The following is a 17,072-nucleotide window of genomic DNA, read 5'->3' on the forward strand; positions in this document are numbered from 1 at the left end:
AATGTCATGCTTTCTGCTGAGACACTGGCATATCGAGTGCGGTATAGGCATTAAGACTCAAATAGCACTAGGGAATGTGGCTCAGTATTTAAGCCCACTCGCTGACCAACATTGAACTGCATAATTTGGCTACGCACTTCGACATAATGGGCGTGGGATGCCGCCTCGACTTTCACCCAATAATGGCAAAATGCCCCGAGGAAGCGCCGCTCGGTAATCGTCCCCACACCAGCATCATCGGCGCTGAGCGCCAATTGCTGTGGCCGCAAAAACACTTGGCCATTGAAAGCATGGGATTGCGACAAGGGCGTCAGGCTTCGCAGCTCACCAATGGGAGTGACAACACGGTGGCCATCAACGACCTCGGCGGGTAAATAGTTGCCACTACCCAGAAAATCAGCCACATAGCGGCTATTTGGTGCGGCATATAAGTCTTCCGCTCGGCCATGTTGTACTATCACACCTTGATTAAAAATGGCCAAGGTATCGGCAAACACAAAGGCCTCATCTTTGCTATGGGTAACAAAAACCGCACTAACATTACGCTGCTTTAGAATGCTGCGGATCTCCGCCATCATGCTGTGGCGCACCTGCGCATCGATATTCGAAAAAGGCTCGTCGAGTAACAGTAATTGCGGCTCATAGGCTAATGCGCGGGCAATCGACACCCGCTGCTGCTGACCACCTGACAACTCATGGGGATAACGCTTGGCTAAGCCTTCAAGTTTTACTAGGGCGAGCATGTCATCTAACCGCGCCTTGCGCTGCGCTGGCGTTAATTTTGCCACACCAAAGAGAATATTCTCGGCGACGGTCAAATGGGGGAACAAAGCATAGTCTTGGAAAATCATCCCTATGCCCCGTTGCTCACTCGGCACAAATTGCCCTGCGCCGCTGACCGTCTTGCCATTGATTTGGATCTCACCTTGGCTAATCGCCTGCAATCCTGCCACCGCCCTCAGCAAGGTGGTTTTGCCGCAGCCACTTGGGCCGAGCAGCGCAAGGATTTCCCCTTGTGCCAGGGTTAAATCTAAGCCTTTGAGTACCTGTTGGCCCTGATAATCGCTATGAACTTGATGAAGATTGAGCGTACTGGTCATCGACTATCTTGCTCCAAAGAACGGTTTAAATAAATCAGTGGGACTAAACCCACGAGCACAATCACAATGGCGGGCAAGGCGCCATGTTCAAGCTTTTCGTCAGAGACAAACTGGAAGACATAGGTCGCGAGATTCTCAAACCCTATGGGACGCAGTAACAATGCCGCCGGTAATTCTTTCATGCTTTCGATAAACACCAGCAGCGCCCCGGCAAATAACCCCTTAGTGAGCAGCGGCAGATGCACTCTTTGGAGCAAACGTCGAGGGCTTTGCCCAAGAGTTAGACTGACCATATCCAGTGAGGGCGAGATGCGTTTATAGCTAGTCTCAACACTGCCAATCGCAATGGCCACAAAGCGCACACAAAAAGCAAAAACCAGCGCAACCTTACTGCCAGTGAGCAAGAGCCCAGGGCCTGCCATCCCCAACCAATCGGCGACGTCGTTAATCGCAAAGTCGAGCAGGGTTAATGGCACCAATACACCAATGGCAAGTACCGTTCCGGGTAAAGCATAGCCAGTTGAAGCCAAGCGCGATGGCAATGCATCACTCGACCTTGGGCTCACACGGCGAATAAACATTAATATCAACGCAATCGCGCAGCACACTAGGCTAGTGATGAGTGCGAGGCTCAAGCTATTCACGCTCAATTGCCAGAAAATCGGATCCCAGCTCTGCTCAAAATAACCGATAGCGTAGGAGAGTAAAATTCCGCTTGGCAGCACAAAGGCCAGCAGTAACAAGGTGATGCAATAACCGAGGGCAAACAGGGTTTGCATCGGTGAGAGCCGATATAAATCGCTCGCTTGAATGCGGGACTGTTTTTGGAATAACTGCTGCTTACGGCGGGCAAAACGCTCAACGCCAATCAAGCTAAACACCACCAGCAGGATAATGGCCGACAGCTTTGCCGCGGCGGTTAAATTGCCATAGCCCAACCAAGTGTCATATACGGCTGTCGTTAAGGTTGGCACGGCAAAATAGTTAACCGTTGCAAAATCCGCTGCGGTTTCCATCGCCACTAATGCCACACCCACGGCCAAGGCGGGCCTTGCCATTGGCAAAGATAAACGCCAAAAACTCTGCCACGGCGAGCAGCCCATGATCCTTGATGCATGCGCCAAGCTTAAGGATTGCTCCATAAACGCGGTACGCGCTAACAGATAAATATAGGGAAATAACACCAGCGATAACACACACGCTGCACCACCTAAGGTGCGAATATCAGGGAAAAAGTAATCCTGCGGAGAGCTCCAACCAAAGAGCGCGCGCAAACTCCTTTGTACTGGGCCGGCGTAATCAAATAAATCCGTATACACGTAGGCAACAATGTAGGCTGGCATGGCTAAGGGCAATAACAAAGCCCATTGCAAATACCGTCTACCGACAAATTCACAGCGCGCCATTAGCCAAGCGCAGGGCAACGCCAGCAAGAGTGAGCCAATACTCACCCACAGGATCAACCATAAGCTATTAGTGATGTATGTCGGTAATACAGTAGAAAGTAGATGACCAAAAACGGCCTCATCGGGCTGAGCCGCTTGAAGAAGTAACGCAACGAGGGGGAACACCAGTAGCACAGCTATGGCATAACCAGTAAGCGACCAGCTTCTGGCTAATCCTAAAATCATGTGGCTCCTTTAAACAAGTGCGCCAATTAATGGCGCACTTATCGATTTAACTGCCTAACTAGAGGTCAAACTGCACTTCATCTAACAATTTCACCGCCGCTTGGTGGTATTCCGCCAGCTTGAAAATCGGCAACTTATCAGATTTAAACTCGCCCCAAGAGGCCACTAAGGTTGAAGGTGCAACATCGGCTTTTACTGGATATTCCATATTCACTTCGGCATAGGCTTTTTGCGCCACATCGCCAGAGAGGAATTCCATCAACTTGATAGCATTGTCTTTATTCGGCGCGTGGCGAGTGAGCACCATACCTGAAACGTTGACATGGGCACCGCGGTCAGCCTGATTCGGGAAATTAATCACCACGGCTTCAGCCCAGCTCTTTTGCTCCGGATCTTGCAGCATATTGCCATAGTAGTAGCTGTTACCAATCGCGATATCACATAGGCCTTCTTTTACCGCTTGAACCTGTCCGCGATCGTTACCTTGAGGCTTGCGGGCTAAATTGGTTTTAACACCCTGTAGCCACGTTTTCGTGTCCGCCTCACCGTGATGAGCAATCATCGAAGCCACCAAGGCGATATTGTAAGGATGCTTACCGCTGCGAGTGCAAATCTTACCTTTGTATTTAGGATCGGCGAGTTCTTCATAACTAATCGCTTGTGGGCCTAAGCGATCTTTTGCCGTATAGAGGTTTCGAACACGCATCGTCAAGGCATACCATTGCCCATCCGGATCGCGGTATTGCGCGGGAATATTGCTATTGAGCTGCTCACTTTTCACGGGAGAAGTCAGATCTTTTTCGACTAATTCGACCAAACGAGAAAAATCTGAAGTTAACACTAAATCCGCAGGTGATAAGCGACCTTCACGGGCGATACGTTCGGCAATCCCGTCTTTGGCAAACACCACATTCACGCCAATGCCTGTTTCTTCAGTAAAGCGCTTCAAGATGGGCTCAACCAAAAATGCTTGACGATAGGAATAAACCGTTAATTTTTCATCCGCATGTGCAGACTGCGCAACTGACATTAACCCAAGTAAAGCGGCACAAGTTACCCATTTCATTCGCGATTCTCCTCAAAATAATGACGTCAAACGTGAGTCCATAGTTAAGACTATTAATGATAATAGTTATCAGTTTCGCAAGAGTAATTGATCGACTTGAGGAGAGCAATAGTTAGTATAACTTTTTGTTTTTAATGAAATTAAGATATAAAAAGGCGAATTATCTCAAACCAAACTAAACTGAATCTTAATTTTTAAAAATAGTTGGGAGGTATTATGTTTAGCATGCTACTACTCTTCATTACTATTCTTGGACTAGCGATATTTATGACCTACCAAAATAGTCAAAAGCAGCACAAGTCGTTTGCCAAAACCACGAGTTCGGCAAAACGAGCAAAACACGGAACGACGATATTGAATGCCTTCCACTGCGTGAGTATTGAAAATGAAGCAAATTGCTGCAAACAGGTCGATGCAATTAAAGGAAAACGCTTCCTGTCAAAAGAAGCGCCTGAAATTCCAATGAAAGGCTGCACCCAAAGCCAATGTCAGTGCCACTATAAACACTATGACGATAGGCGCCAAGCTGGTAACGATCGCCGAGTTGACTACGGCATGACTAAAGAGCTCTTCGGCGCATTTGGTGAACATAATCGCCGAGATAAGCCTAAAGGCCGGCGCTTAACCGACCATTGACAATATTTATTGTGGGCGAGTATCTACAAACGCAGGTAAATCACGCATTTCGCTAAACCAGATCGCAGTCGCTGGAGCAACTTTACGCCAATCGAGTTCAGGGTGTCTGAAATCCACATAATCCAACAAACAGATTAACGCTAACTGTGGCGCTTGTATGGTTGCTTGAGTAATCACGCTCTGATGCTCCATCTGCATCAACCCACGCAGCAGAGCCTGCTCAAAACGTGATGTCCAAAAAGCTGATCTCACCCCCTCATCTTCACGCATTTGCTCTTGGCGCAACTTCACCGCGCTATCAATTAATCCCTTGATCATCGAGTACTGGCACTGCAATACCCAGTTATAAGGTTGACCGCCAAACATTTCCTGTGAACCTAATTCTGCGTCCAGATAACGCATAATCACTTCGCTATCGAAAATAGGCACGCCATCATTCGTGATCAGGCAAGGAATCTGACCTAACGGATTAACATCAAGCAACTGTGCCGTATTTTCCATTGGATTAACGAGAACTTCTTCAATATCTTTAATCCCTAAATAACGGATTAAGCTACGAACACAGCGAGCATAGGGTGACGCAAGGGAGCAGAGCAACTTCATCAAAAAATCCTTCTAAACGACAACTATAAAGCAACGAATACGTTGGTAACGGATGCTAAACACTCTCATTATTACCAATATTTTTCTACGGTAATTTGCCCAGGAGCACGGCGTAAATTTTTCGAGAGCCCCTTATCAAGCAATGCCGCTTGGGCGCCGCTAATCATCCCAGGATTACCGCAAATCATCACCTGGGAATCCGCCGCACTTAAGGTTAATCCGACTTTTCGCTCGATTTCACCCGAGACTAAGCCATCGGGGATACGACATTGCAATGCGTCATCAAGCTTTTCACGGGTCACAGTTAAACACAGGATAAACTGATCTGGATATTGCATCGAATAAGCCTTTAGTTTATCGAGGTAGGCTAAATCTTTAGCTTCGCGCACACCATAGACAAGCACAATTTTCTCAAAACGCTGCCAAGGTTCGGCGGTATCCAGCATGGATAAGAATGGCCCGATGGCCGTACCTGTGGCTAAAAACCATAAATGCCGACCTTGTAATTCTCCCTTTGGGATCTCATCTAAGGTCATAAAACCCGTTGCCGTTGGAGTGATTTCTATTTCATCACCGATGGTAAGATTCTGTAATTGTGGGGATAACTGGCCATCCTCTACAGCAACAGCCAAAATCTCGGCATAGGGTTTATCGGGAGAATTAACAAGGGAATAAGCTCTAGCGATACGCTTATCATCTTGCAGTTGACTGAGTTTAATAAATTGACCGGGAATAAAGGGAGCTAACTCGACCGCTATCCGCAGTGAAAATAACTTGTCGTTCCAATCAATACGTTCAATAACGCGTCCCCTAGTCCACATAACTCGCCCTCAAGCAAAACGTTAAATAGGCTCCTAGCATAGACGGTTATTCACACAACAAAAACCCCTTATTGTAAGGGGCTTAAGAGTTAAGATATGCAGGATTAAATTAAGTGTTAGTCGCTTGAGTCTCATTTGATTTTTTATTAAAACTGTCCCTAAAGGCCTGTAATCCTTCTTGAACGAGCCCATAGGTTTTATCCACACCATCGGCAATATCGCCCTGCAACACTTTAAGACCAGATAAAATATCCCTCGCCTCTTTAAAGCCATTATCGATAGCGCCACCAATGATGGTCATAAAGCTGTCGAGCTGTTCGTCAAAACTCATATTCGAATTTTGCTGCTGATGAACACTAAAAAATTGCGTCGCGAAACTCACAATACGATCGGCAGTGGCCTCGGGGGACGTATCGACACCGTTATCATAGGCGGTTTGAATCGCGTTCTCGCCCATAGAAGGAGCTAACTCTTTGTTTATCGCTTCGATTGCTGCGCGATAAAGCAAGGTCATAGATTGATCACCCGACTTTAGGCTTACATCTTCCTGCGCCGATAGAATCGCTTGATTCATTAACTGCTTACTGGTTTGCTGCGCCGTCTGTTTAGAAGTGGCATCCACATTTTTCGTCTTATCACTATTTGCCGCGTTTTCAGCATATTTACTGTGGGTCGAAGAAGTGCTCTGTACCTGTGCAGGGTTATTGATTTCCATGATGCTAGTCCACTCAACTTGGGGAGACTTAATTATCGACCAAAAATTGAGCAACTTTAGCAATTTTATAAATTGCAGTACCATTCATACTTAATGCGATGATACAAATAGAGAATAGGTTTGTTTGTTCAATACCATCCTAACCCCCTCTTAATACTCGCCCATAAAATAAGGATATAAGGCATGGCAATCGCCCAGTATTTACATGGTTTTTTGCGGCATAATCGAAGAATCGGTTTCAATTCGGGAACACTAATACAATCATTACTGATAAGTCTGCTATTCTTCGCCAGCATTGGACTTAGTCCGATCAATCAAGCTATTGCCGATAATCGATTAATCATTCTCGTAAGACATGCAGAAAAAGCCGACGAGCCCGCAGGCGATCCTCCCCTTTCATCCAGTGGCAATATACGTGCTCAGGCGCTTATCAGCGCCTTAAAACGTACCCCCATTTCACAGCTGATTGCGACCCAATATCAAAGAACTCAGCAAACCTTATTACCGATTTCAACGGAACGGCATTTACCGATTACTGTGCTCGAGGCAAAAAAACCTCTCGAAACCCATATCCAACATATTGTTGAACAAGTACATGCGGTTAAAGGTAACAGCTTAATTGCAGGGCACTCCAACACCGTGCCACTTATCATCAAGGCTCTCGGTGGACCAGACATTCCCAACATCAGTGAAGATGATTACAGCCAGTTGTTTTTACTTTCCATTAATGATGGACAACCTGCCAGCTTGATCTCCACCCGCTACGGCAATGAATAGAGGATAACAAGATGCACGAATTGAATTGGTTTATGTGGGGACTAGATCTCTTATCTGGGCTGTTTTTAATCATTATCGGTTTTGGCGCTCTAGCCATTGTCTACATGTACTTTGCTGACAAATTGCAAACCAAACAGGCAGTACGCCATAACTATCCTGTGATTGGTCGTTTTAGATATTTATTTGAGAAACAAGGTGAATTTTTCAGACAATACTTTTTTGCCCAGGACAGAGAAGAACTCCCCTTTAACCGCGCAGAACGAAGCTGGGTATATAGAGCGGCTAAAAATGTCGATAGAACGATAGCATTTGGCTCGACCCGGCCCTTGGACACGACTGGTACGATTATGTTTATGAATACCGCCTTTCCGACCCAAGATGAGGACATTACACCCATTCATCCGCTGACTATTGGCGCCGATTGCCACGAACCTTACACCACAAATACCATTTGCCACATCTCTGCCATGAGCTTTGGCGCTCTGTCCCGCCCCGCTATCACCGCCTTATCCCATGGTGCGGCGCAGGCAGGTTGTTGGTTAAATACAGGTGAAGGCGGTTTAAGCCCTTATCATTTAAAGGGCGGCTGTGATTTAGTCTTTCAAATCGGCACCGCCAAATATGGCGTTCGTAACGAGCACGGCCATTTAGACGATAACAAACTCAAAACAATTGCAGCGCACCCTCAAGTCAAAATGTTTGAAATCAAAATGAGTCAAGGTGCAAAACCCGGTAAAGGTGGCATCCTACCTGGCGTAAAAGTGACAGAGGAAATCGCCCATATTCGCGGTATTCCACAGGGACAAGATTCCATCAGTCCCAACGGTCATATCGAGTTTAAAAATGTTGGCGATATTCTGGATATGATTGCCAGAGTGCGCGAAGTAACGGGTAAACCCACAGGAATAAAAGCCGTACTCGGCGACGTAACATGGCTTGAAGATTTTTGCGATGAAATTGAACGTCGTGGAGAAGCATCTGCTCCAGACTTTTTCACCTTAGATAGCGCCGATGGTGGAACAGGTGCCGCGCCGCAACCTTTAATGGATTGTGTTGGCCTACCGCTAAAAGAAAGTCTACCTATTTTGGTCAATATTTTGATTCAACGCGGACTGCGTAAACGTATCAAAGTGATCGCCTCTGGTAAACTCATCGTCCCTTCACGGGTTGCTTGGGCACTCGCCTTAGGCGCCGACTTTATCGCCTCAGCCCGTGGGAATATGTTCGCCTTAGGCTGTATTCAAGCATTGCAATGCAACAAGGACACTTGTCCCACTGGAATTACCACACACAATAAAAAACTTCAGCAAGGACTTGATCCAAAAGATAAATCTAACCGAGTTGCCAATTATAACCATAATCTACACCACGACTTGGCGCTAATAGCCCATGCATGTGGGGTAACAGAACCAAGGCAGCTCAAACCTTCCCATGTACGGATTGTTCTTGAAAGTGGCTTGTCGGTTTCACTGGATAAATATTATTCCCATATCAATCAATAATTAATAAATTTCCAGTGCATAACATACGACTTTCATCTAAAGTTAATTCAGCAATAACTAATTTGAATGTGTATCACAAAAGGAGTAAAATCCGTGATACACGCATTAAATTAAATCATTTCATATTTATTGTTAAGGAAACACTGTGAAATCTAGCTTTGTAAGCCAAATGTCTGACAGCAAAACTGCCAGCACAAGCTGTAAGAGCTGTAATCGCTTAACAGAGATCGAAGGCGAGCTGTTGTGTTTTCGTGAAGGTCAAGTCATTCGTCTGAAACGAATTGACGACTCGACCAATAAATTCAATCTGCTGTGTGAAGGTTGGAAGGCTGGAAAACCCAAGGGGATATAATTTTATATATCCTATTATTCTGCTTAACAAACACCATGAATATCAGCGTTATATTCATTCGTTCCACGAATAATCCCAGCCAGTCCCATATCTAGATTCAGTTTTGCCAGCGTTAACCGTCTTGTTGTCACTTTCAGACCTGCATTGAGCTCAGCATGAATTCGTTGTAGCGAATCATAATCTACACCGCGCTTTTGAAGCGTTGCCATAATGGCAAACCAGTCTGTGCTGACTTTCTCTTCTCTGCCTTCAATATTGACTCTTAATGCCATATTTTCCATGCCAAGCACCTCTTATGATTATTTGCTTGGATTCGAGTATAGAGAGCCTTAGCTGAATAAAAACTGAATTGTCGCAACGCTATTAGACTTACAGCAAACGCTTTTGATAATTACACCAAGAGCTGTTGTTGTTCATTTTGTATCCGCCACAACTTAGCGTAAAGGCCGTCCTGGGCTAATAATGCTGTATGATGTCCCTGCTCAACAATTTCGCCTTTGCTTAAAACAACAATCTGATCAGCATCAACAATAGTCGATAATCGATGTGCAACCACTAAGCTGGTGTGTCCTTTGGCCACCTCGCGAAGGGCCGTTAAAATAGCCTGTTCGGAGCGACTATCGAGGGATGAAGTCGCCTCATCAAATACTAACACTGGCGATCCTTTTAAGATCGCGCGAGCAATCGCAACTCGTTGTTTCTCGCCACCTGAAAGTTTTAATCCCCGCTCACCCACTTTGGTATCCCAACCCTTTGAAAGTGAAGCAATAAAATCTTCTAAATGAGCGAGTTTAATAGCATCGCGCACTTCGTCATCACTCGCATCAGGGCGACCATAACGAATGTTCTCAACTAAAGAATCATTAAATAACACTGTATCTTGTGGCACTATCGCAATCGCTCTGCGAAGCGCATCTTGTGTTAACTGGCGAATGTCGTGTCCATCAATCAAAATACGTCCTTGCTCTACATCGTAAAAGCGGAACAATAGTTTGATTAATGTGGATTTTCCCGCACCGCTATCCCCAACCACAGCGACCTTTTTACCCGCTGCAACTTTAAAACTAACATTACGCAGTATGGGTCTGTCATCATAGTTAAAACTGACCTGCTCAAAACTGAGCTCGCCACGGGAAGGGTGAAAATCTAATGCATCGGGTTTATCTATAATACTAGGGTGTTTATCCAGCAAACTGAACATCCGCTCGATATTGGCTAAAGCGCCACGGATCTCACGGTAGACAAATCCCAAGAAGTTTAGCGGCATAAAGAGCTGCATCATAAAAGCATTGATCAGCACAAAGTCACCTATGGTCATTTCATTGTTGGTCACTTTATAAGCCGCTAACGCCATCATCGCCGTCATCGCTAAGGCAATAATCAGCGCCTGCCCGCCGTTGAGGGCAAAAAGCGATAAACGATTCTTACGCTTAGCGACTTCCCATTGTTCTAGGGCCTGATCGTATCTATCCGATTCATATTTCTCGTTATTAAAATACTTCACGGTTTCATAATTCAGCAGGCTGTCGATAGCGCGGGTATTCGAGAGGGAGTCGGCCTTGGCGGCATCGCGCACATATTCGGTACGCCACTCGGTAGCAATGACCGAAAACCAAATGTAGGCCATCACGGAGGTAAAAGTGATCGCAGCAAAGGCAAGTCCATAATTAAAAAAGAAAATGCCAATGACCATGGCAATTTCTAACAGCGTCGGCACTATGTTAAACACCATAAAACGCATCAAAAAGCTCACGCCACTGGTGCCACGTTCAATGTCTCGCGATAAACCGCCCGTGCGTCGCTCTAAGTGAAAATCCAAATCGAGGCGATGTAGGTGATCAAACACCGCAAGGCCTAAACGCCGAATAGCCCGCTCTGTTACTCGACCAAATAAGGTATCGCGAATTTCCCCCGTAATGGCAGTTAACAGTCGTACTGCGCCATAGGCCAATACTAAGCCGATAGGCACACTCAAGGCCTGCGCTGTTTTATTAACATCTAAAGTATCGACTATATCTTTGAGAATAAACGGCAAACCGACACTAGCAAGCTTAGCAACAATAAGGCAAGACATAGCCAATGCCACCCGCCCCTTATATTCAAGCAAATAGGGCCAGAGCAATTTAATCACATGCCAATTGAGCTTATCGATGGGACCTTCAAAGTACAGTGTTGGACGCATATATCTAAACCTTTGCCTAAGTCGGTCAATTGTAACAGCATGGCGAATAATAAAGTGAATCAAAGGATAAAGTTTTAATAAAATCAATCAGATTTTTCTGACAGACAAACCACTTATCACTTGGCACAATTACCACTTATACCAGCTGCCGGTACTGAAGTAATGAGACGTCTTTAATTAGATATCCGCATAGAAGTGCCTCGATATAAAAATGTCACACTAACGACTTACCCTAGGAGAAATCACTAAGGGCTTATTAACGATAAGAAATGCCATAGTTGCAAGGTTTTATCCGAATAATGAACGCTAAAATAGGCTGCGATAACATGGATTGGAGTGTTGATTATTTTGTCGGTTTTACCCAAAATGCCCCATGGACTTAAGTTCACTAGCAGCAGGATTTGCAAACCTCTGGCCGCAGCAGCGAGCGAAGCAATATGCTCTGTACTCGTTTTGCGATAACACTAAGATAACTCAAATAAATCAAGATCGAAGGATGCTTTATGTTGGATTCAGCCAAAGTTCAATACCCGCCGTTACCACTGATCCAAACTTGGGTGTGGATGATGATCGAGTCAGGGAATCCAGAAATTCAGGACAAAGGCCGAAATAACCTGATTGCCGCTTTTGGTAGCTTAGCCAAAGCGAACGAATATTTAGCCGAAATGAGCAAAAAATAATAAAAATAAAGGCGCTGGGATAGCGCCTTTGTTTTTGATCTTTAAGCGTATTAATCGCGCTGACGACGCTCAATTACACTCTGATTTAACACCGCTAACAAACGTTCCGTATCTTCCCAGCCAATACAAGCATCGGTGACACTCTGACCATAACATAAGGCTTGACCTTCGATCAGATCTTGGCGTCCCTCGACTAAGTGACTTTCAACCATCACACCGAAAATTGCCTTATTACCCGCCGCTATTTGCTCAGCAACCTCGTTCGCAACCTGCATTTGACGTTGATATTGTTTACTGCTGTTGGCGTGGCTAAAGTCGATCATGATATTGTCGACTAGCTTAGCCTTTTTCAACTGCTCGCTGATTTGCGCCACATGGCCTGCGCTATAATTTGGCTCACGGCCGCCACGCAAAATGATATGACAATCAGGATTACCTTTGGTCGACACAATCGCCGAATGGCCAAATTTAGTTACTGATAAAAAGTGGTGCGGCGCATTCGCGGCGCCAATGGCATCAATCGCCACCTTAATCGTGCCGTCGGTACCATTTTTAAAGCCTACTGGACAAGATAACCCCGAGGCCAACTCGCGATGTACTTGTGATTCCGTAGTGCGAGCACCAATAGCGCCCCAACACATCATATCCGCCACATACTGCGGGGTAATCATATCGAGAAACTCACCCGCGGTCGGCATGCCAGAGTCATTCAAATCGACTAAAAGTTTACGCGCAGTACGCAAACCATCGTTCAGTTTGAAGCTGTTATCCATATAAGGATCGTTGATGAGCCCCTTCCAACCCACTGTGGTACGCGGTTTTTCAAAATACACACGCATCACCACTTCGAGCTGATCTTGATAACGTTCTCTTAGCGCAACCAGTCGCTGGCCATATTCCAATGCGGCTTTAGGATCATGAATAGAGCAAGGGCCAATAACGACTAACAAACGATCATCTTGACGAGCGAGAATGTTATGGATGCTTTGGCGGGCGTTAAACACAGTTGCAGCAGCGTTTTCGGAAGCAGGAAATCGTTCAAGAATCGCAATCGGTGGAAGTAACTCTTTGACTTCATTAATGCGAACGTCATCATTTTGGTAATACATAATTTACTGCTCCAACTCTCGTGTTTAGGCTATTTTTATCGCTGCAATAGGGATCTCGACTGCAATACTGAATTCAATTTATCCAGTCTGCGCCGCTAATGCAACCAAGTTGTCTCCATTTCAACAAATCAGCTATAAGGTCTTGTTTTAACATATTTTTAAAAAATACAAATTCAAATATTTCAATGTGATATGCAAACTAAAGCCAAGCAAGTGTTGGGGTTGGAAGCAAGCGGTGATGAAAGCGGAAAATTAAAAACCTCCTTTATCAGGTATTAAGCACAAACAAAGGAGGTTGAGTTAAGAATTTAGTGTTGCTGCATGGCCTGTAACTTGGCCTGATAACGATGCTTATCTGTGGCTTCGCGGCTAAGTGCCACCGCCTTTTCCATATTCTGTTTAGCGCGTTTTTCATCACCCAGCGCCCAATAGGTGCGTGACAGACCAAAGAAAAACTCATGGCGATAATCGGCCTTATCGACCGCCCTTTGATACCAAGCGAGCGCCTCACGGTATTGATGCTCATCGTAGGCCTGCTCGCCCATATCATAGTAGTAATAAGGGTTACGAATGCGCGCTAATTCAAGCACTTTATGGATCTGTGCCCACTCATCTAAACGCCCCTGTTCACCTAAGATCACCGCTAAGTTATAGAGGGTCGTCATATCGCTAGCATCAAACTTAAGGGCGTAGCGATAAACTTGCTCTGCACGTTGCTCATCGCCCTTGTGGCGATAAATCACGGCTAAGGTGTTGAGTGCAGCGATAAAGTGTCCAGATTTTAAACCCGCTTTAACCAAAGCGTAGGCTCGGTCTAAATCTCCTTCGACTAAAGACTCGGCGGCCATATTGTTGTAAAACATAGCAGTTAAGGTCTGGCGATTGATTTGCACTTTGTTGTAGCCTCGCAGGGCGCGCTCGGGCATAAAGTCGACCAAAATGGCATGGGTCGACACATAAACCGCATGCACGCTTGAAGCGGGTAGCAAGCGCAGATTGACATGGCCGTTAATCAGATAAAACTCGCCCTGTTTATCCCAAACGGGTTCAATCGCAATATCCTGAAACTCAGTGCCAATCTTAAAAATATCCGCTAGCGCCGATGTCATCACTACCAACGACATACAATTCCCCGCACGCTGGGCGTAGGTTTCGCTGGCGGTTTGAGTCAGATTATCTTGATAGTGAAAGTCGCTGTGGCCACCATCTTGGTTAGCATTGATATAACTGGCTAACCATTCGTGCACCGCAAGGGGATTTTTCGTCGAGAAGCTATAGCGATCGTAGGCACGCCGGACATCGGCTACCACAGAGGGCGGAAGACTAAAAATATCCTCGACGCTAGGAATATTATTAACCGGTGTAAACAACGAATCGGCAAACAGGGCATCTATCTCATTATCACTAGGTTTGGGAGCTGTCGAGCTGCAACCCCATAATAGTAAAAGTAATAATGAGTAGAATATACCGCTAGAGATGGTGCGCAGTTGTATCATGATACGTCCCCCAGACCATAAGGCTCCTATTTGAGCTTATTACACTTGGCCAAAAAGACGTCATTAAATGGTTACAAAAAATAACGACCTGTCGCATAGGATTGCGGCAGTTTGAGAGTTAACGCTGCGCCGGAGGGTCAACCTTGATATACACATCCTGCTGCTGATAACGGTAAGGACGATAGTTATCTTGGCCACAGCGAAAGTAACGGTATGGCTGCATCTGCACGATACACCCAAGGGGCAAGGCTTGCAGAATTTGAATTTGCTCCTGTCTTCTCAAAGACTCCTGCCATTCATAATCTTTCAGCACTTGGTCGCGAACAGCAAAAGCATCGAAAGGCTTATCCGAGCGAGTCACCACAACTTGCCCCGCGAAAGTTGGCAAGGCTAAGAGAACAGTCAGCATACTCCCGAGCAAACAGGTACGTCTAAGTGGTGCGGTGAGATCCGAGATTAAGCGCATCGTTAGCTCCTTGTTGCGGTGCAAGTAGAATCGAAGACCCATAAAAAAAGCAGAGCACTTGGCTCTGCTTTACTATCCTCTTATCCCTTAGAGGCATCAAGTGTATCAGCGCGAGTTAGCCCGCACTTTTTACAGTTACAAACTCTGGGTAAGCATCGATACCACAGTCAGATGCATCCATACCGTTATATTCTTCTTCCTCAGAAACACGGATACCCATGGTCATCTTCAGTACAAACCACACCGCAAACGACGCGCTAAATACCCATGCGAAGATAATCGCTGCGCCAGTTAATTGCGCCGTGATAGTGGCGTCGGCATTTGATAACGGCACACACATTAAACCGAGGAAACCCGCTACGCCGTGTACAGAGATTGCACCGACTGGGTCATCAATCTTAATTCTGTCCAAACCGACGATAGAGAACACCACTAAGCCACCAGCAACTAGGCCAATCACACCCGCCATCAGCAGTGAAGGCGACAGCGGATCGGCGGTAATTGCCACTAAGCCCGCCAGAATACCGTTGAGGATCATGGTCAAATCTGCTTTACCCCAAATCATTTTGCACACAACGAGGGCAGAAATAGCACCAAAAGCGGCCGCGGTGTTGGTGTTCACAAAGACTTTAGCGACAGAGCTAGCGTTAGCCGCATCTGAAACCATCAACTGTGAGCCACCGTTGAAACCAAACCAGCCCATCCATAGAATAAACATCCCTAAGGTCGCCATTGGCAGGTTAGAGCCTGGGATTGGGTTGACTTGGCCGTTAGGGCCATATTTGCCCTTACGAGCACCGAGCAGTAACACCCCAGCGATAGCCGCCGCAGCACCTGTCATGTGCACAATCCCGCTACCTGCAAAGTCAACAAAGCCCAAGCTAGAGATAAAGCCTTTACCCCAAGTCCAGTAGCCTTCAACGGGGTAGATAATGCCTGTCATCACCACGGAGAAGAACAGGAAAGCCCATAACTTCATCCGTTCAGCGACGGCGCCAGAGACAATCGACATCGCCGTTGCCACAAACACCACTTGGAAGAAGAAGTCAGATTCCAAGGCATGGTTAGCATCGCTAGCTTGTGAGCCAATTAGCGTACCGAGTGAAGGCAACCAGCCACCTTCAGCATTGTCGACATACATAATGTTGTAGCCAACCAATAGATACATCACACAGGCAATCGCATATAACACCACGTTTTTAGTTAAAATTTCGGTGGTATTTTTAGAGCGTACCAAGCCAGCTTCTAGCATGGCAAAACCCGCTGCCATCCACATAACTAAGGCGCCAGAAATCAAAAAATAAAAGGTGTCGAGTGCAAAGCGCAGTTCAGAGACTGTCACGCCTAATTTTGTTAGTTCTTCCATCTTCCGACCCCTATAGCGCTTCAGTGTCGAGTTCACCCGTACGAATACGGATGGCATGTTCTAAGTCGATAACGAAAATCTTGCCGTCACCAATTTTTCCCGTATGAGCCGCAGTGGTAATCGCCTCAATCAGCATGTCGAGATTTTCTGCTTTAGTGGCAATTTCTAATTTTACTTTTGGCAAAAAATCCACCTGATACTCAGCGCCACGGTACAACTCTGTGTGCCCCTTTTGACGGCCAAAACCTTTAACCTCGGTCACCGTCATCCCCTCAATACCAATTCCGGCGATAGCTTCACGGACATCATCCAATTTAAATGGCTTGATGATAGCGCTGACTAGTTTCATCCTGACCTCCAAAAAAACGCGATTGTTATTAACTTGTAGCCAAGATAATTCAATCATTAGGCCATAATTTTAATTTATTGATTTAAAAGAAATAATAAAGAATACACTTGAATTAACCGATTAAAAATGCACCAGACTTGTGCAAGCGTTGAAGCAGCGCACTCTTTTAGTGAGCAATTTAAGTGCACGGCATATTCGACTTTTGCCCTATTGGTGAGGCT

General features: G+C 45.9%; 18 protein-coding genes. 5 read left to right on the top strand and 13 right to left on the bottom strand.

All coding sequences use genetic code 11. From position 1 onward, the window contains the following. Positions 1–50: 50 nt before the first annotated feature. Genes JM642_RS17165 through JM642_RS17175 form a run of 3 tightly spaced genes read right to left on the bottom strand, consistent with a single transcriptional unit; the run spans position 51 to position 3,797 of the window. Complete coding sequence (locus JM642_RS17165) at positions 51–1,100, bottom strand: ABC transporter ATP-binding protein (protein ID WP_203432226.1); 1,050 nt, start codon at positions 1,098–1,100, stop codon at positions 51–53. Next, positions 1,097–2,731: an iron ABC transporter permease gene (locus tag JM642_RS17170; RefSeq protein ID WP_203432227.1), complete on the bottom strand. Its 1,635-nt coding sequence runs from the start codon at positions 2,729–2,731 to the stop codon at positions 1,097–1,099. The genes JM642_RS17165 and JM642_RS17170 overlap by 4 nt, the downstream gene beginning before the upstream one ends. Positions 2,732–2,789: 58 nt before the next feature. Continuing rightward, a complete protein-coding gene (locus JM642_RS17175; RefSeq protein WP_144345377.1) occupies positions 2,790–3,797 on the bottom strand; it encodes a Fe(3+) ABC transporter substrate-binding protein in 1,008 nt (335 codons plus the stop codon). Between the two features lie 216 nt (positions 3,798–4,013). Here JM642_RS17175 and JM642_RS17180 point away from each other — a divergent pair, with 216 nt between their 5' ends. Next, positions 4,014–4,433 carry a hypothetical protein gene (locus tag JM642_RS17180; RefSeq protein WP_203432228.1) on the top strand — a complete coding sequence of 140 codons (420 nt, stop codon included), beginning with the start codon at positions 4,014–4,016 and terminating at the stop codon, positions 4,431–4,433. 6 nt (positions 4,434–4,439) lie between these two features. On the opposite strand, the gene JM642_RS17185 is transcribed toward JM642_RS17180, so the two are convergent. The 3 genes from JM642_RS17185 to JM642_RS17195 form a co-directional block, all read right to left on the bottom strand. After that, positions 4,440–5,036 (bottom strand): glutathione S-transferase N-terminal domain-containing protein, encoded by a 597-nt coding sequence (locus JM642_RS17185; protein ID WP_037414311.1) that lies wholly within the window; start codon positions 5,034–5,036, stop codon positions 4,440–4,442. Between the two features lie 71 nt (positions 5,037–5,107). Then, positions 5,108–5,857, bottom strand: a complete 750-nt coding sequence (locus JM642_RS17190; protein ID WP_037428492.1) for a ferredoxin--NADP reductase — start codon at positions 5,855–5,857, stop codon at positions 5,108–5,110. A gap of 109 nt (positions 5,858–5,966) precedes the next feature. Next, entirely contained in the window at positions 5,967–6,572 is a 606-nt protein-coding gene (locus tag JM642_RS17195; RefSeq protein ID WP_037414307.1) for a DUF5610 domain-containing protein, read from the bottom strand. A 183-nt stretch (positions 6,573–6,755) separates the two neighbouring features. Here JM642_RS17195 and JM642_RS17200 point away from each other — a divergent pair, with 183 nt between their 5' ends. The 3 genes from JM642_RS17200 to JM642_RS17210 all read left to right on the top strand — a co-directional run bounded on the left by JM642_RS17200 (position 6,756) and on the right by JM642_RS17210 (position 9,203). Next, entirely contained in the window at positions 6,756–7,349 is a 594-nt protein-coding gene (locus JM642_RS17200; protein ID WP_203432229.1) for a phosphoglycerate mutase family protein, read from the top strand. Positions 7,350–7,360: 11 nt separating this feature from the next. After that, the gene (locus JM642_RS17205) at positions 7,361–8,851 is read left to right on the top strand and encodes an FMN-binding glutamate synthase family protein (RefSeq protein WP_144376347.1); all 1,491 of its coding nucleotides are present in this window, start codon (positions 7,361–7,363) and stop codon (positions 8,849–8,851) included. Positions 8,852–8,996: 145 nt separating this feature from the next. Next, the gene (locus tag JM642_RS17210; RefSeq protein ID WP_037414301.1) at positions 8,997–9,203 is read left to right on the top strand and encodes a hypothetical protein; all 207 of its coding nucleotides are present in this window, start codon (positions 8,997–8,999) and stop codon (positions 9,201–9,203) included. Between the two features lie 23 nt (positions 9,204–9,226). Here the strand turns inward: JM642_RS17210 and JM642_RS17215 are convergent, their stop codons facing one another. Together JM642_RS17215 and JM642_RS17220 are read right to left on the bottom strand one after the other, a co-directional pair. Beyond that, positions 9,227–9,484, bottom strand: a complete 258-nt coding sequence (locus JM642_RS17215; protein WP_037414299.1) for a hypothetical protein — start codon at positions 9,482–9,484, stop codon at positions 9,227–9,229. 110 nt (positions 9,485–9,594) lie between these two features. Continuing rightward, a complete protein-coding gene (locus tag JM642_RS17220; protein WP_144376346.1) occupies positions 9,595–11,385 on the bottom strand; it encodes an ABC transporter ATP-binding protein/permease in 1,791 nt (596 codons plus the stop codon). 503 nt (positions 11,386–11,888) lie between these two features. Here JM642_RS17220 and JM642_RS17225 point away from each other — a divergent pair. After that, entirely contained in the window at positions 11,889–12,065 is a 177-nt protein-coding gene (locus JM642_RS17225; protein ID WP_011624090.1) for a hypothetical protein, read from the top strand. Between the two features lie 50 nt (positions 12,066–12,115). Here JM642_RS17225 and aroG read toward each other — a convergent pair whose 3' ends face one another. The 5 genes from aroG to JM642_RS17250 form a co-directional block, all read right to left on the bottom strand. After that, positions 12,116–13,174 carry a 3-deoxy-7-phosphoheptulonate synthase AroG gene (aroG, locus tag JM642_RS17230; RefSeq protein ID WP_037414295.1) on the bottom strand — a complete coding sequence of 353 codons (1,059 nt, stop codon included), beginning with the start codon at positions 13,172–13,174 and terminating at the stop codon, positions 12,116–12,118. Between the two features lie 308 nt (positions 13,175–13,482). Continuing rightward, complete coding sequence (locus JM642_RS17235; protein ID WP_203432230.1) at positions 13,483–14,670, bottom strand: hypothetical protein; 1,188 nt, start codon at positions 14,668–14,670, stop codon at positions 13,483–13,485. A gap of 118 nt (positions 14,671–14,788) precedes the next feature. Further along, complete coding sequence (locus tag JM642_RS17240; protein ID WP_203432231.1) at positions 14,789–15,136, bottom strand: hypothetical protein; 348 nt, start codon at positions 15,134–15,136, stop codon at positions 14,789–14,791. A gap of 115 nt (positions 15,137–15,251) precedes the next feature. Continuing rightward, positions 15,252–16,502 (bottom strand): ammonium transporter, encoded by a 1,251-nt coding sequence (locus JM642_RS17245; protein WP_037414289.1) that lies wholly within the window; start codon positions 16,500–16,502, stop codon positions 15,252–15,254. A gap of 10 nt (positions 16,503–16,512) precedes the next feature. Continuing rightward, positions 16,513–16,851: a P-II family nitrogen regulator gene (locus JM642_RS17250; RefSeq protein ID WP_011071066.1), complete on the bottom strand. Its 339-nt coding sequence runs from the start codon at positions 16,849–16,851 to the stop codon at positions 16,513–16,515. Between the last annotated feature and the right edge of the window lie 221 nt (positions 16,852–17,072).

Source organism: Shewanella sp. LZH-2 (assembly GCF_016859145.1).
Classification (GTDB): domain Bacteria; phylum Pseudomonadota; class Gammaproteobacteria; order Enterobacterales; family Shewanellaceae; genus Shewanella; species Shewanella xiamenensis.